The sequence below is a fragment of the Larkinella ripae genome (assembly GCF_054780775.1).
This window is the reverse complement of the sequence record NZ_BAAGVR010000001.1, coordinates 968,552-986,552: the sequence shown is the minus strand read 5'-3', so window position 1 is coordinate 986,552 and position 18,001 is coordinate 968,552. Positions and strand designations below refer to the sequence as shown.

15 protein-coding genes are annotated in these 18,001 nt (G+C 56.2%); 11 read left to right on the top strand and 4 right to left on the bottom strand.

Going from position 1 to position 18,001, the window contains the following annotated elements; translation table 11 throughout:
• Nucleotides 1-59: 59 nt before the first annotated feature.
• From ACYVHX_RS03960 to ACYVHX_RS03910, 11 genes are all read left to right on the top strand, one after another.
• Nucleotides 60-1,145: a hypothetical protein gene (locus ACYVHX_RS03960; protein WP_460670295.1), complete on the top strand. Its 1,086-nt coding sequence runs from the start codon at nucleotides 60-62 to the stop codon at nucleotides 1,143-1,145.
• Nucleotides 1,146-1,254: 109 nt separating this feature from the next.
• Entirely contained in the window at nucleotides 1,255-1,740 is a 486-nt protein-coding gene (locus ACYVHX_RS03955) for a VOC family protein (protein ID WP_460670294.1), read from the top strand.
• A 13-nt stretch (nucleotides 1,741-1,753) separates the two neighbouring features.
• Complete coding sequence (locus tag ACYVHX_RS03950) at nucleotides 1,754-2,362, top strand: dihydrofolate reductase family protein (protein ID WP_460670293.1); 609 nt, start codon at nucleotides 1,754-1,756, stop codon at nucleotides 2,360-2,362.
• Nucleotides 2,363-2,388: 26 nt separating this feature from the next.
• Nucleotides 2,389-2,958 carry a dihydrofolate reductase family protein gene (locus ACYVHX_RS03945; protein WP_460670292.1) on the top strand — a complete coding sequence of 190 codons (570 nt, stop codon included), beginning with the start codon at nucleotides 2,389-2,391 and terminating at the stop codon, nucleotides 2,956-2,958.
• 102 nt (nucleotides 2,959-3,060) lie between these two features.
• Entirely contained in the window at nucleotides 3,061-3,759 is a 699-nt protein-coding gene (locus ACYVHX_RS03940) for a polysaccharide deacetylase family protein (protein ID WP_460670291.1), read from the top strand.
• Between the two features lie 70 nt (nucleotides 3,760-3,829).
• Nucleotides 3,830-4,357, top strand: coding sequence for a hypothetical protein (locus tag ACYVHX_RS03935; RefSeq protein WP_460670290.1), 528 nt, complete (start codon nucleotides 3,830-3,832; stop codon nucleotides 4,355-4,357).
• A gap of 4 nt (nucleotides 4,358-4,361) precedes the next feature.
• Nucleotides 4,362-4,538, top strand: coding sequence for a hypothetical protein (locus ACYVHX_RS03930; protein ID WP_460670289.1), 177 nt, complete (start codon nucleotides 4,362-4,364; stop codon nucleotides 4,536-4,538).
• Between the two features lie 101 nt (nucleotides 4,539-4,639).
• A complete protein-coding gene (locus ACYVHX_RS03925) occupies nucleotides 4,640-6,820 on the top strand; it encodes an alpha-amylase family protein (protein WP_460670288.1) in 2,181 nt (726 codons plus the stop codon).
• A 15-nt stretch (nucleotides 6,821-6,835) separates the two neighbouring features.
• Nucleotides 6,836-9,802: a PVC-type heme-binding CxxCH protein gene (locus ACYVHX_RS03920; protein WP_460670287.1), complete on the top strand. Its 2,967-nt coding sequence runs from the start codon at nucleotides 6,836-6,838 to the stop codon at nucleotides 9,800-9,802.
• 71 nt (nucleotides 9,803-9,873) lie between these two features.
• Nucleotides 9,874-10,785, top strand: coding sequence for a helix-turn-helix domain-containing protein (locus ACYVHX_RS03915; RefSeq protein ID WP_460670286.1), 912 nt, complete (start codon nucleotides 9,874-9,876; stop codon nucleotides 10,783-10,785).
• Between the two features lie 92 nt (nucleotides 10,786-10,877).
• Nucleotides 10,878-11,642: an SDR family NAD(P)-dependent oxidoreductase gene (locus ACYVHX_RS03910; RefSeq protein ID WP_460670285.1), complete on the top strand. Its 765-nt coding sequence runs from the start codon at nucleotides 10,878-10,880 to the stop codon at nucleotides 11,640-11,642.
• A gap of 54 nt (nucleotides 11,643-11,696) precedes the next feature.
• On the opposite strand, the gene ACYVHX_RS03905 is transcribed toward ACYVHX_RS03910, so the two are convergent.
• The 4 genes from ACYVHX_RS03905 to ACYVHX_RS03890 all read right to left on the bottom strand — a co-directional run bounded on the left by ACYVHX_RS03905 (nucleotide 11,697) and on the right by ACYVHX_RS03890 (nucleotide 17,948).
• A complete protein-coding gene (locus ACYVHX_RS03905) occupies nucleotides 11,697-12,137 on the bottom strand; it encodes a VOC family protein (RefSeq protein ID WP_460670284.1) in 441 nt (146 codons plus the stop codon).
• 119 nt (nucleotides 12,138-12,256) lie between these two features.
• Nucleotides 12,257-12,883 (bottom strand): NAD(P)-dependent oxidoreductase, encoded by a 627-nt coding sequence (locus ACYVHX_RS03900; RefSeq protein ID WP_460670283.1) that lies wholly within the window; start codon nucleotides 12,881-12,883, stop codon nucleotides 12,257-12,259.
• 76 nt (nucleotides 12,884-12,959) lie between these two features.
• Nucleotides 12,960-13,763, bottom strand: coding sequence for a helix-turn-helix domain-containing protein (locus ACYVHX_RS03895; RefSeq protein ID WP_460670282.1), 804 nt, complete (start codon nucleotides 13,761-13,763; stop codon nucleotides 12,960-12,962).
• 117 nt (nucleotides 13,764-13,880) lie between these two features.
• Entirely contained in the window at nucleotides 13,881-17,948 is a 4,068-nt protein-coding gene (locus ACYVHX_RS03890) for a two-component regulator propeller domain-containing protein (protein ID WP_460670281.1), read from the bottom strand.
• Nucleotides 17,949-18,001: the final 53 nt, after the last annotated feature.

Sequence of the window (18,001 nt, the reverse complement as noted above, 5' to 3'; positions counted from 1 at the left end):
GAAGTCGTTCTATTTCCGGTTTTTTGCGTAGAAACGAATCCTTAACCTCGGCATACGCCATGCAATTCCCTGAGATTGACCGGTTCAAGCGCCCGGTTTTTGTTTTCATTCTGGCCGCCTTCGTCGGCGGTTTATGCACCGGTTACCGCAATCCGGCGCGATTAAAAGACAATGGCCCGTACGCTGCATTTCTGCACCCGGCCAATGGGCCCCGGAGCCGCCCCGAGCCGACCGGCGATACCGTCAAATCGTTCGCCCGCGAGAACGAGGAAATCCGGCGCCTGGTGACGCACTTGCGGGAGCTGGCCGCCCGCGAGAAAAACCCCCTGCTCAAACGCCACTTCGAGTCCGTCGCCACGATGAGTCTGGACACCACCCACGGCCTGACGCCCACGGACGCTAACTTGAAAGCCGCCACCGGAACGCTGGAATTTTTCCAAAATGAGGGCGCCCTGTGGGAAACGTACCTGACCGGAACCCGGCCGCTGATCATGGCTTTCACTTCAAAAACCGACCGCAAAAACAGCTACTACTGGCTGTTTCTGCCGAACGGATTTGCGCCCGGCAAAACCGGGTTTCCGTTTTACCTGGAACTGCACGGCAGCGGAGGAGGAACCAACAATCCGCCCTGGATGATGCTGTATGATTACCTGCAACCCCAACCCGCCGGCGCCACGGCCCAGATGAGTCGGCGCGAAGGGTTTATGATTTTTCCCTGGGGCCGGGGCGACAAAGGCTACCGGGACATTGCCGAAACCGATATTTTTGAATGCCTGCAGGATTTCGACGCCCAGTTCAAAACCGACCCCCGGCGGCAGTATCTCTACGGTTTTTCGATGGGGGGCGGAGGCACCTTTCGCATCGCCCGGAAGTCGCTGAACCGCTGGACGGCGGTGGGGATGTACTCGGCGGCCGTGGGCAAAAATGTGTCTTTCGAGGAAGCGGCCGCGTTTAAATCGCTGCCGGTCTGGATGGTCTGGGGCGAAAAGGAGTGGCTGAACGTCGAAAACCGGAAACTGAAAGACGATTTTCTGAAGGCCGGCGTCCAGCTCTGGTGGAAAGAAATCGAGGGCGTCGAACACAATTACCTGGGCGAATACCAGACGCAGTTGATGGATTGGTTTCGGTCGAAGAGGAAAAAATAAACGGATTTACTTTGTCGTAATCCACCCTCATATTGTCGCGTTTACCCTCTGCTGGTTACCAGGCACTCCGCTATATTTGCCTTATAATTAATTCATTAAGGTAAACAACATGCAAAAAATCACCACGTTTCTGACGTTCAACGACCAGGCCGAAGAAGCCGCGAAGCTGTACACGTCGATCTTCAAAAACTCGAAAATCACCAACGTCAGCCGCTACGGCGAAGGCGCCCCGGTTCCGGCCGGCACGGTGATGACGGTTTCGTTTGTGCTCGACGGACAACCCTTCTCGGCCCTGAACGGCGGTCCGCATTTCAGGTTTTCCGAAGGTATTTCGCTGTTTGTGCACTGCGAAACGCAGGAAGAAGTTGACGGTTTTTGGGAAAAGCTCACCGCCGACGGTGGTGAACCGGGACCGTGCGGCTGGCTCAAAGACAAATTCGGCGTGTCGTGGCAGATCATTCCGGCCGCGATGAAGGCGTTGTTGCAGGACGAAGATCCGGCAAAAGCAAAGCGGGCGATGCAGGCTATGCTGAAGATGACGAAGATCGACCTTGCCCGGCTGGAACAGGCGGCTGCTGGCGAAGTGGTTTCCTAAAACGGTGTTAAAAATGGCAAAAATTGTGATTGACCTGAGCATGTCGCTGGACGGTTTCATTGCCGGACCCCACGACGACGCCCAGAATGGACTCGGCCTGCGGGGTGGAGAACACATTTTCGACTGGTACACCACCGGCTCGGAACCGAGTCCTTACGGCGACTTATTCCGGCCCGAAGGCGCCAACGTGAAGGTGGTGGAAGAAATGTTTAAAACCGTCGGAGCCATCCTGACCGGGCGTCGAACCTACGACATTACGCACGGCTGGGCTGGTACGCACCCGATCAACGGGATTCCGATCATTGTCGTGACGCACGAAAAACCGCAGGAGGTGCCGACCGGAAAATCGACCCTTATTTTCGAATCCGACTTTAAAACCGCCGTTGAAAAAGCCAAGGAAGCGGCCGGTGACAAAAGCGTGGGCATCAGCGGGGCGAGTCTGGCGCAGCAGGCCCTGAAAGCCGGGTTGGTCGACGAAATTTTTGTGCACATCGCGCCCATTCTGCTGGGCGACGGCGTTCGGCTGTTTGACCATTTCGGCGACCGTTTCATCAGACTGGCGATCATTGAGTCATTCGAAGGGCCGCTGGTGAACCACATCCGGTACCGGGTTGTCAAGTGAACGTGAACTCAAAAACCGATTTAATCATGCGAAAAGTAATCTTATCCCTGAACATGTCGCTCGACGGCGTTGTGGCCGATCCGGATAAATGGATGAAAATGAGTGACGAGATCATGGAGTCCTCATCGGCCTATTACGATACGCTGGACGCCATTCTGGTGGGTGGAAACTCCTACGCTGGCCTGGGCGAATACTGGCAACAGGCCGAAACCAGCGCCGAATCCGCGATTGAACGGCGGTTTGCCAAAAAGATCAACGACATCAAAAAAATCGTGTTTTCCCGCTCCGAAGTGGAGCTCACCTGGCGGAATTCCGAGCAACTGCTTTTTGAAGATACCGACTCGCTGATCCGCGAAATTGAAAAGCTCCGGCAGGGCGACGGCAAAAATCTGTCGGTGGAAAGCGGTCTGACCAGCTGGCAACTGTTCCTGGAGCACAATTTATTTGACGAACTGATTCTGGGGGTTCACCCGGTGGTGGCCGTTGAAGGCGACAAACTGTTCGATGGGAGCAGCGCACGGATCGACCTGCAACTGTCGGACACCAGGGTCTTCAGCAACGGCGTTGTTCAACTGCATTATCAGAAAACAAATTAACGTACTGTTTTTGAGATACGTGCCGCCCACGCTTAAAACCGTGGGCGGTTTTTTTTGATCTTTGTGGGCTTGGCTGGCCGAAACGCGCGGCCAAATCCTGCCATGAAGAAAACAAGTCTCCTGCTCCTTGCCTTGCTGGTTTTGGCGACCCTCCTGTGGAACGTGGCCCGGTCCCGCACCTTCCAGTTTTTCGGCGAGCTGTACCCCCGGGTTGAAACCACGCAAAAAGTGGTCGCCCTGACCTTCGACGATGGCCCGACCGGAAAAACCGACAGCCTCCTGGCGCTCCTGCGCGACCTGGACATCCGGGCGACGTTTTTTGTCACCGGCAACGACCTGGTGAAGCGTCCGCTGGCGGGGAAAAAGCTCGTTCTGGCGGGCCACCAGTTGGGCAATCACACGTATTCGCACACCCGCATGGTTTTCAAAACCCCGGCTTTTACGCGCCGTGAAATCGAAAAAACCGACTCTTTGATTCGCCGAGCCGGTTTTCGGGGCGAGATTGTGTTCCGGCCCCCGTACGGCAAGAAACTGTTCGTGCTGCCGTATTTCCTGAGCAAAACCGGGCGGAAAACCATTCTGTGGGATGTGGAACCGGAGTCGTATGCGGAGCTGGTGAACAATGCGGAAAAGATCACCCAGCATGTTCTGGAAACGACCAAACCGGGTTCGATTATCCTGCTGCACATCATGAATCCAGACCGCCAGGAATCGGTGAAAGCCCTCCGGAGCCTGGTAACCGGCTTGCGGCAACGCGGGTATTCGTTCAAGACGGTCAATGAATTGTTGGGGGAGCGGTGAAGTAAAAATTAGGGACAGCATCAAAGCAAGCCCTTTGGCAAACCTGTAATTAATTCCGTATATTTAATGAATGGCAACTCATAAACCTATCCAACTTGATTTCGTTGTAGACAAGCTGACAAACTCGATTCAAAACACGATTTCAGGGGATAGCTTCGCTACAGAAGTACTTCGGCTTACGAAAGCAGATTTGAAACAGGTAACCCGAAAAAATGGTTGGCATTTCAATTGGAAAGCTGAGTGGGCAGACAATATGAAGAGTGTGTTTAAACTAGCAATTACGAATAATTCTACTATCATTCAGGGAGTATTGAGTGTGACATTTGAGCCGGATCATGTTTACATGCACCTGCTTGAGAACGTTCCTTTTAATGTTGGGCAGAACAAGTTTTACGATGGTGTGGCAGGAAATTTAGTCGCCCATGCCTGCAAGCTATCTTTTCAGCAGGGTTTCGACGGATTTGTAGCTTTTACCGCCAAAACCCAGTTAATCGCTCATTATAAAACTACATTAGGAGCGTATCAATTAAGCGGGCAGCGAATGATTATTCCTACCAATGCGGCTTCAGTGTTGGTAGAGCAATATTTTAAATCTTAAAGTTATGGCATATCGTAAAGAGCCGAAGGGCGTTGATTTTATAATTGAAAGCGAACCGCTGACGGATCAGGCCAGACAGGAGATCAGTGACTTCATTCGAAATTATAAAATGGAACGCCAGACCCGGGCAACTGCTTCTAAGTCCGGTTTACGCCGACAAAAGAAACCTAGTCATGGCTGATAGTAATTCGGTTTATTGACACAGACTAGGACAGAAACTCCGCTGACATCCGCTAACTAGCCGCTTTGCTCAAAACCGGCCGGGCCGGATTGTCATACCGGATGAAACTCCTCTATTGCTTCGCCTGCTGGCTGATCTCGCAGAGCCTGTGCGCCCAGTTGCCCCGGTCGGCGGAGGTGAAACCGCACAACGGGCGGCCGACGCTGTTTGTCGATGGCAACCCCCAGACACCGGCTTTTTACGCACTCACCCACGCCTACGGAGGGCGCTGGTCGTGGGAGGAGGTGCCCGCCCGCAACCTGAACAACTTCTGCCAGATCGGTTTTCGCCTGTTTCAGGTGGATTTGTGGCTCGAAGACCTCTGGGCCGAAAACCGCGATTCGCTCGACATGCGCCGGGCCCGGCGGCAGGTGCGGGGCGTCCTCGACCAGTGCCCGGACGCCGGCGTGGTGGTTCGGATTCACGTCAACGCGCCGTTCTGGTGGAACAAAAAACACCCCGAAGAATGCACGCAATACGCGGATACGCCGGTCGATACGACGTTGCAGGCCGGGCCGCCCTACCACAACGAAGAACACGACATTCACGCGGGATTGCGGGCCAGCCTGGCGTCGGCGCGGTGGAAAACGGAAGCCGGGGAAAAGCTGGTGGAGTTCTGCCAAAAACTGGCGAAAACACCCGAAGGTAATGCCGTGATCGGAATGCACGTCGCGGGCGGTATTTACGGCGAATGGCATTACTGGGGCTTCATCGAGCACGATCCGGACACCGGCCCGGCCATGACGGCCTACTTCCGCGACTGGCTCCGAACAAAATACAAAACCGCCCGGAACCTGCAAAAAGCCTGGAAAACCCCGGCCTTTACGTTTGACAACGCCACGGTGCCCAACGTTGCCGAGCGACTCCAAACCCAGGACGGTTTTTTCAAAGACCCCGCGCAGGAGCAACGCACCATCGATTACTTCACGGCCCAGCAGCAGGTGGTGGCCGACGACGCCATTCATTTCTGCCGGCTGGTCAAAACAAACTGGCCCCGGCCCCTCGTCACCGGGATTTTTTACGGCTACCTGCACATGACCTTCAACCGCCAGACTGTGGGCGGCCACCTGTTCATTCGGCAGATTCTGGACAGCCCCTACATCGATTACCTGTCGGCTCCGCAAACCTACTGGCCCGACAGCCGGAAAGCGGGCGGTTCGGGCAATTCGCGGGGCCTCATCGAATCCACCCTGCTGCACAACAAACTCTGGTTCGACGAGATCGACAACGGCTATCTGCACGCCAAAACCGACTACGACAACATCCGTTACACCGAACGCTACGACACCACCTACGCCAGCATTATCCGGCGGTGTGCGCTGCTGCCGCTCATGCGGGGCATCGGGTTCTGGTTCTACGATTTCGGAACGCAGAAAAGCTTCGGCTGGTGGGACAATCCGCGCTATCTAGCCCGCATGAAAGCCGAAAAGGCGGTTTTCGACCAGCGCCTGACGGTGCCGTACCGCTCCGAAGCCGACGTGCTCTACGTCTGGAGTCAGGATGTGTTTTACTACCTGAAATCGGCGCCCCTGCCGATCACCGTCAACGTGCTGGACCACGCCATCGAGCAGGCCATGCGGTCGGGCGTGGTAGCCGATCAGGTGTACGATTTTGATTTGGAGCGGGTTAATCTGGAGCAGTACAAGGCCGTGGTGTTCATGAATGTTTACAAACTGACCGATGCCCAGCGCCGGTTTATCCGGGAGAAAGTCGCCAAAAATGGCCGCACCCTGGTCTGGAATTACCTGACCGGTTACACCAACGGCGACCGGCTTGACCTGAATTTTGTCAAGGCGCTGACGGGCCTGAACCTGGAACGCGCCCCGGTTGACAACGCCCCGACGGTGCGGTTTTTAAAACCGGAGTATACGTACAAATTCAGCGGCCCCGTGGACCCGCTCGTGGTGGTAAACGACAAAACCGCCCAGCCGCTGGCCTTGCTGGACGCGACGAATCAGCCGGTTATCGCCCGAAAGGAAAACAAGGATTTTACGTCGGTTTTCGGCGGGTTGCCGCTCAACGGCACCAACGGTTTTCGGGAAATTTTCCGGCAGGCGGGTTGCCACGTTTACAACGAACAGAACGATTTTACCTACGCCAACTCCGGCCTGATCCTGCTGCACACCAAAGACGGCGGCCCCCGCACCATCCGGCTGAAAACTGGCCGGTCGGTGACCATTCCGCTGGAACGCGGAACGACGCTGCTGCTGGACGCGCAAACGGGTGAGGTGGTGTTGAAGTAACTGGTGATGGAAAGGATGAAAACGCACGGACTCTTTTTGCTGTTGCTTACCGCTCTCATTTCGGGATGGGCCGCCGGGTTCATTGATCCGCACGACCCCAAAGCGGCTCTGGCAACGATGCGGGTGCCGGAAGGGGTCGTCGTTCAGCAGTTTGCCGCCGAACCGCTGGTGCGAAATCCCACCAACCTCGATGTGGACGAGCGCGGTCGGGTGTGGGTGACCGAATCGCCCAACTACGATGTGGCCCCCGCCGAGCGGGATCAGAAAGGCGATAAGGTGGTCATTCTGGAAGACGTGAACGGCGACGGCCGGGCTGATAAGCGCACGGTTTTTTTTGAACATCCGGGCGTGAAAGCGCCGATGGGCCTGCTGCTGGCCGAAGACCGGGTTTTTCTGGCGCAGGCTCCGTATCTGCTCGTGTTGTTCGACACCAACCACGACGACCGCGCCGACCGCATCGATACCCTGTTTTCGGGTTTTGGCGCCCGCGACCACGGCATTCACGCGCCGTTCTGGGGGCCGGACGGCAAGCTCTACTTCTCGATGGGCAATAACGGGGGCGAAGTCCGCGACCGGTGGGGAAAACCGGTGTTGGATCAGGCGGGAAATCCCGTCAACGGCCGGGGGAATCCGTACCGCAACGGCCTGATTCTGCGCTGCAATCCGGACGGGAGCCAGCTCGAAACGATTGCACACAATTTCCGGAACCACTACGAACCGGCCCTCGATTCGTTCGGCAACCTCTGGGTGACCGACAACGACGACGACGGCAACGAGTCCGTGCGGCTGAATTACGTGCTGGAATACGGCAATTACGGCTTTGGCGATGAGAAAACCGGGGCGGCCTGGACGACCTCCCGCGCGAACCTCGAAAAAACCGTACCTGAACGGCACTGGCACCAGAACGACCCCGGCGTGGTGCCAAACGTGCTGATTACGGGTTCGGGGTCACCGGCGGGTTTGTGTTTTTACGAAGGGATGCAGTTTCCGGTTTTGTATCGCAACCAGCTTTTGCACGCCGAAGCGCTGCACAACGTCGTTCGTTCCTACGCCACGCAGCAGCACGGTGCGGGCTACCGGGCCGCTACCCGCAACGTTCTGAAAAGCAGCCAGCAATGGTTTCGGCCCGTTGATGTGAGCGTCGCGCCCGACGGCTCGGTGCTGGTGGCCGACTGGTACGATCCCGGCATTGGCGGAGGCACGGCCGCCGACGCCCGCAAAGGCCGGATTTACCGCATCAGTTACGGCAAAAACCGGGTCTATCGTTCGCCCAAACTCCGTTTCGACACGCCCGAAACCGCCACTGAAGCCCTGAAAAATCCGAACTGGGCGGTTCGGCGGAGGGCCTGGGCCATTCTGTTGAAATTCGGACCCCAAGCCGAAGCCAGTCTGCAAAAGCTGTACCAGTCGGGCCAGTCCACCTGGCGGGCGCGGGCGTTGTGGCTGCTCGCCAAATTGCCCGAAACCGGCCCGGAATACCTAAAACCGGCCCTGGCTGATGCAAATCCGGCTATTCGAATGACGGCGCTGCGGGCGGCCCGGCAGCAGGTGCCTTTTCCGTTTGCCCGCTGCGCTCCGCTGGCGACGGACCCGGAGCCGGCCGTCCGGCGCGAATGGGCGATTGCCCTGCGGTTTTTGAAAACGCCCGAAGCCGCCGAATCGTGGGCGACGCTGGCAATGCAGCACGAGGGCACCGATCGCTGGTACCTCGAAGCGCTCGGAATCGGGTCTGACCAGAACGCCGATGCCTGCTTCGACGCCTGGTTGCGGAAAGTGAACGGCAACTGGAATACCCCGGCGGGTCGCGATCTGGTCTGGCGAATCCGGTCGGCGCGAACCCTGCCCTTGCTGGCGCAGCTGATCCGGCAAACGCCAGCGGTTTCCGAAACGCTGCGGTATTTTCGGGCGTTCGATTTTCACCCATCGGCGGCCAAAAACGATGTTCTCCTTTCGGTATTGAACGACCCACGACCCGCAATTCAACGACTGGCGCTGGAGCAGATGGATGGCGGAACGGTGGTGCGAACCGAGGCCCTGAACCGCGCCCTCGAAACCGCCCTGGCAACGGCGGGGCCGACGGAAAGCTACGTTCGGCTGGTTGAAAAATTTAACGTGACGGCTAAACGGGCCGACCTGCTCAGGCTGGTGCGTTGCTGCGCCGACCGGCAAACCGGCGTTGAAGCGCTGCAATTGCTGTGGAAGTGGGGCGAGATGGAATTCGTGCGGCAGCAAATGCGGAGTGATTCGACGGCGCTGGCGGTGATGACGGCCCTGAAAGGCAACGGCCGCCCGGATGCGCTGGTGCTGTTGAGCGAAATTGTGCGGGACGAAAACCGCCCGGTTGAGCTTCGAAAAACCGCTGTCCGCACGCTGGGCAGCAGTTGGCCGGGTGAGCGGGCGTTGCTGGAGGAAGTCAAACAGAAACGCTTTCCGGACCTACTGAAACCGGCCGCCAGCAGTGTGTTGTTTGGCGCTTTTCGCAACGAAATCAAACGCGAAGCCGCCGACTATCTGCCCAAACCGGCGGGTAAAAACGGCCAGTTGCTGCCACCGGTTTATCTGCTTGTGCACGAAAAAGGCGTGGTGAGCCGCGGGCGGGCGGTTTTTGTTCAGAATTGCCAGCCGTGTCACCGGGTGCAGCAGTCGGGCGTACTGTTCGGGCCGGAACTGTCGAAAATCGGGGCCAAATTATCGAAGGAAGGATTGTACCGGGCCATTTTGTATCCCGACGAGGGCATCAATCACGGTTACGAAACCCACCAGCTTCAGACGCAGGATGGGGGCCAGTTGAGGGGGCTAATAGGCAGTGAATCGAACGACGAGCTGGTGTTGAAATTACCCGGCGGGTTGACGCAGAAAATCCGTAAAGCCGATATAAAAGCGCGAAGCCAGGCCCCGCAGTCGATGATGCCGCCGTTTGGCGAAGTGCTGTCGAAGCCGGAACTGGTGGACCTGGTCGAATACCTCGGAACGTTGAAGTAGCGGTTTTTCGCGGTCCGCTCGGACGGGGTGCGCTTTTTGCCTACATTTGATTTTTGCAAATCAGCGCGAAAATGGAACCAACGACTCTGGAACGGTTTTACACGGAAACGGCGGCCCTGGTGCCCCGGGATATCAACAAGGAAATCGGTCATTTCAACGTCTTCAAAATTGACGAGTTACACGCAAAAAACCGGAAAAATCCCAAACCGGTGATGCCGTACAACCGGCGGGCGTACTACAAAATCAGTCTGATCAGCGGGCGGAACCGGGCCGAATACGCCGATAAAGTGATCGACATTGAAACGAATGCCCTGCTGTTTGCGACGCCCAAAATTCCGTATCATTACGTGCCGCAGGATGATAATCAGACGGGGTACTTCTGCATTTTTACGAGCGATTTTCTGGTGCAGAGCAAAAGCGGGGTGGTACTCGACGACCTGCCGATCTATCATCCCGGGGGCTACCCCATCTTCCTGCTTTCGGACGAGAAAGTGGATGAGCTGACGTCTATTTTCCAGAAAATGTACCGGGAGCTATCGTCCGAATACGCCTATAAATACGATTTGCTGCGAAATTACGTCCTAGAGGTGATTCATTACGGTCAAAAATTGCAACCCGCAACGGCCTTGTACCCAACGCATAATGCGTCGGCCCGGGTTTCGTCCCTGTTTGTCGAACTGCTCGAACGGCAGTTCCCGATTGAGTCGCCCCAGCAGAAACTAAACCTTCGCATGGCCCGGGATTTTGCCGACCGGCTGGCCGTTCACGTCAATCACCTCAACAAAGTTTTAAAGGAAAATACCGGCAAAACCACCACCGACCTCATTCGCGGCCGGATTGTGCAGGAAGCCAAAATCCTGCTGAAACAAACCGACTGGAACATCTCCGAAATTGCCTATTCGCTCGGTTTTGAAGAAGTGGCCCATTTCTCCAACTTTTTCAAAAAGCAGACTTCGTTCGCTCCGTTGGCTTTTCGTGCCTGATCCGGTTTGAATTTTGCAAATCCTGGATTGATCCTTGCAAACAACCCGCTGGCCGGCTGCGCTACTTTTGTGTCATCACAATTTGATAAAAAATGATGCACACTAGAAAGATTGCCTTAGTTACCGGCGGTAGCCGCGGCCTGGGGAAAAACATGGCCTTGCACCTGGCCCAAAAAGGAATCGATGTCATTCTGACTTATAACAGCCAGCGGGAAGACGCCCGGGCGGTGGTTGCCGAAATTGAAGAATTGGGACAAACCGCCGTGGCTTTGCAACTCAACACCGCTGACAACCGCCAGTTTGACGGTTTTTTTCGGGAGGTCGCTGCGGTTTTGAAAGACCGTTTTAAAGCCGACCGGTTTGATTTTCTGGTGAACAACGCCGGAATCGGAGTGCACGCTCCGTTTGCCGAAACGACCGAAGAACAATTTGATCAGTTGATGGATATTCACCTGAAAGGCGTTTATTTTCTGACCCAAAAAGCCCTGCCGCTGCTCAACGACGGTGGGCGGATCATCAACCTGTCAACGGGTCTCGCCCGGTTTTCCACGCCCGGTTATTCGGCCTACGCGGCCATGAAAGGGGCCATTGAAACCCTGACCCGCTACCTGGCGAAGGAATTGGGCAGCCGGGGAATTGCCGTTAACGTGGTGGCGCCCGGTGCCATTGAAACCGATTTTGGCGGGGGTGGGGTTCGCGATAACGCCCAGCTGAATCAGTGGGTGGCCGGGGTCACGGCTTTGGGCCGCGCGGGTTTGCCCGACGACATCGGCGGGGTGGTGGCTTTCCTGTGTTCTGAGGAGGCCCGCTGGATCAACGCGCAACGCATCGAGGTGTCGGGCGGGATGAATCTGTGAAAAAAACCGGCTCCCGTTTTGCATTCCAGACCGGGAGCCGGTTTTTAATCTGAATTACAGATCATCGATGTTGTGGTGCGTAACGACATTGCGGACTTCATCGAGCGGAATATACGGGTTGTAGGCGATCTCCAGAACGTTGCCCTCCACATCCGAGAAGTAGAAAAAGTAGCCCCCAAAAAAGGTTTCCGTCGGTTCCTGGTGAATCGAGACGCCTTTCGCTTTCAGGGTTTCAAACCAGTCGTCGACTTCCGGTTTGGTCGGAACGTTGTACCCGAATGTAAAGGAGCGAAAACCGGTTCCGTCGGGCCTGACACCAATCAGCGGGGCGAGTTGTTCTCTTTTCCCGATGCTGAACAGAAATCCGTTGCACTTGAAAAAGATGATATCCCCATTTTCGGCAACAGGCTGCCAGCCCAAGGTTTCGACGTAAAATTCGCGCATGGCCGACAGGTTGTCAGCGGCTAACGTGATCACACTGAGTCGTTGTTCCATTGTTCAATTCGTGATTTGTTGCCAATGTAACCCGCTGGAGCACCCGAGGGTTTTGCCTTGCGGTTGAACTCCTGGTGGTAGTACAAGGCGCATCCGGCCTGGACAATGCCCCGTTGGTTTCAATACGAAAGTCCCGGCGTTTTTTTCAGGTAATCGGTGGTGGACAACTGGCGCAGGAGAAATCCGGCCACGTCGGCGCGGGAAATCTTTAACGTCAGCGATTCGGCATCCGCCGAAAAACCGTGTTGGTAGTGTCCCGTTGCCCCGCCGTTCGTAAAAGCCGCCGGCCGAACGATGGTCCAGTCGAGCCGGCTTTGCTGCACATACTGCTCCTGGAGTTCGTGGTCTTTCATGGCGTTTCGGAGCAGAAAACCGAACATGACGTACTTCCAGAAGAAATTCAGGTTGCCCTTGCTGTCGCCAGCCCCCAGCGTTGTCTGGCAAATCAGGCGTTTAACCCCGGTTTTTTCCATTGCCCGGATGATGTTCTTCGTGCCTTCGGCGCGCACCCTTCCCTTGCTGCCAGCCCCCAGGACGCACAAAACCGTATCGTGTCCGGTTACCGCCCGCTCCACCGATGCCGGATCCAGAACGTCGCCCTGATGGATTTGTAAATGAGCGTGCTGCAACGCCTGAAGCGCGGCCGGATGGCGGGCAAACGCCGTAACGTGATGACCTTCTGCGAGTGCCTGAACGACCAGCTGGCGGCCGATGCTTCCTGTTGAACCGAAAATGAGGAGTTTCATCGTGTTTGTCTTTTTGGTTGAGACAAAACTAGGGCGACTCCACCGCCCAAAATAGAACGAAACCGACAACGGGATGCTAATACGCAAAAGACCGGTTTTCGGCAAACGGGTCGGGGTTCTGGCGAAGTTTAAGCGGAGAAAAACCGGTGAATTCCTTGAAGGTGCGGATAAAATGGGACTGGTCGGCGTAGCCGTTATCAAACGCCAGATCGGAAAGTTTTCCGTACTGACGGTTTTTCAACTGGGCCAGCGTGGACTGAAACCGGCAGATTCGGGCCAACAGCCGGGGTGAAATGCCGACGTATTGTTCAAACCGCCGTTCGAACGTCCGTTCCGAAATTTGCAACGTCTTTTGCAGTTCACTCAGGGACACATCGCCCTGGGCCGCCAGAATCCGGCTGACGGCAAAATCGAGCGCCCGATCAGCTTTGGGGTGATTCAGCCGCAGCATTCGCAGCAAACAGGACGTGATACTTTCAACCTGATCGGTTACCGAATCCGTATGGAGCAGCTGCTCCTGCAACGAACAACCGGAAACCGTCGGCAATAGGTTTAAATCGAAGCAGTTATCGGTCAGTTCGTCGGCTTTAATCCCCAGCAGGGGCCTGATGGCGTGCGGGTACAGGAAGAAAATTACCATCCGAAACCGGCCTTTGGGAACGATGTGAACCGGTTTTAGGGTCTGGCCGTACAGCAGGATGGACGTCTGCGGGTACGCATGTTCATTCAGCAAAATTCCCTGCGTCGATTGCTGAAACAGAATGCCCGGGCAGCCGTCGGCGAAAAACCGGAAGGATTCCGAGGAGCGGACCTGCTCGCAACCTTCCAGCACCAGAATGTCTTTCAGATAGGGCCGTAAAACCGGGTGACGAAGGATCATTTGCTGTACCATAGGCTTCACACGAATGTTTCCAAAATTACATAAATGAAAACGTCACCGCAACGGATTCGGGTTAAACGGTGGTTTTGGTAGCCTGGTGTTACGCAGGCTATCCGCTTACACCCGCGTCAGAAATTCCTGGGGTGACTTCCCGAATTCTTTCCGGAAACAACGACTGAAATAGGCCGGATCGTTGAAACCGACCTGCCAGGCGACTTCCGACACGTTGTAGTGGCCGCTTTCGAGCAACTGAACCGCCCGTTTCAGCCGAACCTGCCGGATAAATTCGGTGCCCGACAGGTTAACGATGCTTTTCAGTTTCCGGTAAAACTGCATCCGGCTCATGTTCATGGCCTGTTCGAGTTGCTCGGCGTCAAAATGGGCGTCGTCGATGTGCGCTTCGATGATGGCAATGGCTTTCTGAATAAACTGTTCTTCCATCGGCGGAAGCTGGAGTTCGGAGGGCGAGGTCAGCAGCTTTTTGCTCCATTTTTCGCGCAGCAGCTGCCGGTTTTGAATCAGGCTTTTCACCTTTGTCTCCAGAACCGCCAGGTTGAACGGTTTGGTCATGTAATCGTCGATGCCGGTGCCGAACGCGCTGATCTGGCTTTGGTTGGCCGAGCGTGAGGTCAGCAGCAGAAACGGGATGTGGCTGGTTTTTTCGTTGGTCCGAATGGCCTGGCAAAGCTCCGTTCCGTCGATTTCGGGGCCGGTCCCCGACTGGACGGGCATCAGCCAGTCCGACAGAATCAGGTCGGGAATGTGCTTCTGGGCCAGCGAAATAGCCTGCTGGCCGTTGGCCGCCGTCAGGATGTGGTACGAGGGCGCGAAGCTTTCTTTCAAGTACTGCCGCAGTTCCTCGTTGTCTTCCACAATCAGCAGAATGGGTAGCGCTTTGGTCGGCAAAACCGTCGGTCGCTCCGGGACCAGAACCGGCAAAACCGGCTGAACGGCCTCGATGGGCAGGTCGGACGGCTGCGAAAGCCATTCGGGCGGGAAGGCGGTTTCGCCCAGCGGCAAGGTTACCGAAAACGTTGTGCCGACGTTTTCGGTGCTTGCCACGGCAATGGTGCCCCGGTGCAATTCGACCAGTTCGCGGGTCAGCGCCAGGCCAATGCCGCTGCCCGATTTTTTCGGTGTGTGCTGCTCGTTCACCTGATAAAACCGTTCGAAAATATGGGCCTGGGCTTCTTCCGAAATACCGATACCGGTGTCTTTCACCGTAAACAAAACCTTCTTGTCGGCGGGATCGATGGTCAGGCTGACGCGAATTTCACCACCGGCTGCGGTAAATTTGAAGGCGTTCGACAGCAAATTATAAACGATTTTTTCAACCATATCCGGATCGAAAAAACCGTCGAACGCGTCAAAGTTAGCCCAGAATAGCAAGCCGATCTGTTTATCTTCAGCCAGTTCAGCAAAAGAGTCCACGATTCGGTCGACAAAGGGCACCAGGTCGTTGCGCGTGATGTCGGGCTGCAAACTCTGGCTTTCGAGTTTCGATAAATCCAGCAATTGATTGATCAGCCGCAGCAGTCGCTGGGCGTTGCGTTGCATGGTCTGAAACTGGTGCTGCAAGCGGCCGTCGTGGGACCGGCCAGCCGCCGTGGGTTCGGCAATCAGCTTGTCCAAAGGCGTCAGAATCAGGGTCAGCGGAGTTCGGAACTCGTGCGAAATGTTGGTAAAAAAACTGGTTTTGGCATCATCGAGCGCCTTGATGGTGTCGGTTTCCAGTTGCTTGATCCGAATGTCGGCTTTCAGGCGTTCCCGGATCAGGATAATCCGGCGCAGGGCGAAAAGCGCGCTTAAAAACAGAAAACCGTAGAGGACATACGCCCACCAGGTACGGTACCAGGGCGGCAAAACCGTAATCCGCACGGTTTTGGGCTTACTCCAGCCGCTGTTACCAATGGCCGCTTTGACCAGAAACGTATAGTCGCCTTCGTGCAGGTTGGTGTAGGGAGCCGACCGTTGCGAGCCGACGTAGTTCCAGTCGGCATCGAACCCGACCAACTGATACGCATACTTGATGTTCCGGTGGGGCAGAAAGGCCAGCGCCGTAAAGTCGATGGTAAACACCGACTGAAAGGGTTGAAAAACCAGCTGCGTTGCGTCGGTCAGATTCACCGCCGACGGCGCATCCGGATCCGTCGGGCTAACGGGCCGGTTAAACAGTTTCAAGTCCGACAAATACACCTGGGGCGGGGCGGTTTTTTCGCGAACACGCTGGGGCTGAAACACCACCAGGCCCTGCATGTTGCCGAACGCCAGCTCCCCCGACGGCAGCCGCAGGCAGGCATCGGGCAGAAATTCCTTGCCAATCAGGCCGTCGTTCTGGTCGTAATTTTCGATGGTTCCGGTGGCCGGATTGAAACACGAAATCCCGCCGTTGGTCGAAAGCCAGAGGTTGTGTTGGGCATCTTCGACGATGCCGGCAATGAAATTATTGGCCAGTCCCTGCTTGGTCGTCAGGGCGCTAAACTGTTCGCTCTGAGCGTCGAACCGTTGCAAACCGCTGCCGTTGGTGCCAATCCAGAGCTGTTTCCGGCTGTCTTCGAAAATCGTGGTGATGCTGTTGCTGCCCAGTGCCCCCCGCTGGAGACTGCTCGTAAAATGGCGAATCCGGCCGGTTTTCGGGTGCCAGCGCAGCAAGCCCGAGTTGTAGGTACCAATCCACAGGTTGCCGTACGAATCTTCGTAGAGCGTGTTGAGGTCCAGCCGCTGGAAAAAATCCGTCAGCGGTTTGGCCGAAACCGAATGCAATTGTCTTGTTTTTTCGTCAAACTGGTACAGTTCCCGTTCGTGCGTACCGACCCAGACGCGCCCGGATGGCGAGCCGGCAAACGCCTTCACCGACTTGCTTTTTCCAATCGAAAAGGGGATAAACTGCTGGCGTGCCGGATCGTAAAAGGCAAAACCGGCGGTCCAGGTGCTGATGAGAAGATTGCCGTTGGGGGTGGTGTGCAGGGCGTTGATGTCGTTGGCCGCCAGCGAAGAATTGCTGGTGGTGAACCGTTGAAACTGCCGCCGATCGGCCGAAAGGGCCGTCAGCCCTTTGGTGGAACTGGCCCAGAGATTGCCCCGCCGGTCGTAGGCTACGGCGGTAACGCGGTCGGTCAGCAGGCTTTGCGCGTGGTGGGGCTGGTGGCGAAAGGCGCTGAAGCGGTCGGGCTGGGCATACCGGATGTTCACGCCCCCCTGCCAGGAGCCCACCCACAGATTGCCGCTGGCATCGCAGATTCCTTTTTTCAGCGCGTGCGTGCTCAGGCTGTGTTCATTTTCGCTGTCGGGCAGCAGATACACCCGCTTTTCCCGCTTCCCCTGCGGATAAAACCAGGCGCCAAAGTCCGTCAGGATCCACAAATTACCCGCTTTGTCGTCAATGACATCCGTAATGACGTTGACGGTTTCGTAGACGCCCGGTTTGACCAGTTCCTGCCGGAAGGTTTTCTGGTACGGATCAAACTGAAACAGTCCCTGTCCGCCGGTTCCGACCCAAAACCGGCCCTGGCGGTCTTTGTGAATGACGTTGATAGCCCGGTGGTGGGCCGCTACCTCATCGGAAAAGGGCAGCGGAGTGGTGGACAGAACGCCCGTTTCCGGTAAAAAAGACTGCAATTTCCCGTCGTTGGTGCCAATCCAGAGCAGGCCCCGTTCATCCCGGTACAGGGCGGTTATGGACGTGCCGATCGCCGGATCAGGCCACCGCTTTACCCGTTTGCGGGCGTAATCGAACTGGAACAACCCCTGTTCGGTGGTGCCCATCCACAAGTGGTTTTCGTCTTCCGCAAAACAGGAAATGCTGAGCTGTTCGGTTTGGTTTTTTCCCGTATAGAGAGGAAAATGGTCGAAGGTTTCGCCGTCGTCGCGGAGCCGACTCAGGCCGTTGTTGCGCGGCCCCACCCAGAGGGTGTTATGCCGGTCGGCATAGACGGCCGCGATGTTGCTGATGGGCAGGCTGTTTTTCTGGCCGGGCTGGTTGCGAAACACCTTGAAGGTGTAGCCATCGTAACGGTTCAGGCCGTCGGAGGTCGCCATCCAGATAAACCCTTTCCGGTCCTGCACCAGTTCCCAGACCGTGCTTTGCGACAGCCCGTCGGCGGTGGTCAGGTGCCTGAAAACAACTTGGCTACGAGCCGGAAAGGTCAGCAACAGGACCAGCAGAAACGGTTTCAGGATGTGCATACCTATGACAGAATAGGACAAAGTTATCTCTAAATGATCCCACTTTTAACAGG

What these genes read in the sequence shown, in the direction of transcription:
- ACYVHX_RS03960 (WP_460670295.1), top strand. Translation starts at nt 60, where the DNA reads ATGCAATTCCCTGAGATTGACCGGTTCAAGCGCCCGGTTTTTGTTTTC.
- ACYVHX_RS03955 (WP_460670294.1), top strand. Translation starts at nt 1,255, where the DNA reads ATGCAAAAAATCACCACGTTTCTGACGTTCAACGACCAGGCCGAAGAA.
- ACYVHX_RS03950 (WP_460670293.1), top strand. Translation starts at nt 1,754, where the DNA reads ATGGCAAAAATTGTGATTGACCTGAGCATGTCGCTGGACGGTTTCATT.
- ACYVHX_RS03945 (WP_460670292.1), top strand. Translation starts at nt 2,389, where the DNA reads ATGCGAAAAGTAATCTTATCCCTGAACATGTCGCTCGACGGCGTTGTG.
- ACYVHX_RS03940 (WP_460670291.1), top strand. Translation starts at nt 3,061, where the DNA reads ATGAAGAAAACAAGTCTCCTGCTCCTTGCCTTGCTGGTTTTGGCGACC.
- ACYVHX_RS03935 (WP_460670290.1), top strand. Translation starts at nt 3,830, where the DNA reads ATGGCAACTCATAAACCTATCCAACTTGATTTCGTTGTAGACAAGCTG.
- ACYVHX_RS03930 (WP_460670289.1), top strand. Translation starts at nt 4,362, where the DNA reads ATGGCATATCGTAAAGAGCCGAAGGGCGTTGATTTTATAATTGAAAGC.
- ACYVHX_RS03925 (WP_460670288.1), top strand. Translation starts at nt 4,640, where the DNA reads ATGAAACTCCTCTATTGCTTCGCCTGCTGGCTGATCTCGCAGAGCCTG.
- ACYVHX_RS03920 (WP_460670287.1), top strand. Translation starts at nt 6,836, where the DNA reads ATGAAAACGCACGGACTCTTTTTGCTGTTGCTTACCGCTCTCATTTCG.
- ACYVHX_RS03915 (WP_460670286.1), top strand. Translation starts at nt 9,874, where the DNA reads ATGGAACCAACGACTCTGGAACGGTTTTACACGGAAACGGCGGCCCTG.
- ACYVHX_RS03910 (WP_460670285.1), top strand. Translation starts at nt 10,878, where the DNA reads ATGATGCACACTAGAAAGATTGCCTTAGTTACCGGCGGTAGCCGCGGC.
- ACYVHX_RS03905 (WP_460670284.1), bottom strand. Translation starts at nt 12,137, where the DNA reads ATGGAACAACGACTCAGTGTGATCACGTTAGCCGCTGACAACCTGTCG.
- ACYVHX_RS03900 (WP_460670283.1), bottom strand. Translation starts at nt 12,883, where the DNA reads ATGAAACTCCTCATTTTCGGTTCAACAGGAAGCATCGGCCGCCAGCTG.
- ACYVHX_RS03895 (WP_460670282.1), bottom strand. Translation starts at nt 13,763, where the DNA reads ATGATCCTTCGTCACCCGGTTTTACGGCCCTATCTGAAAGACATTCTG.
- ACYVHX_RS03890 (WP_460670281.1), bottom strand. Translation starts at nt 17,948, where the DNA reads ATGCACATCCTGAAACCGTTTCTGCTGGTCCTGTTGCTGACCTTTCCG.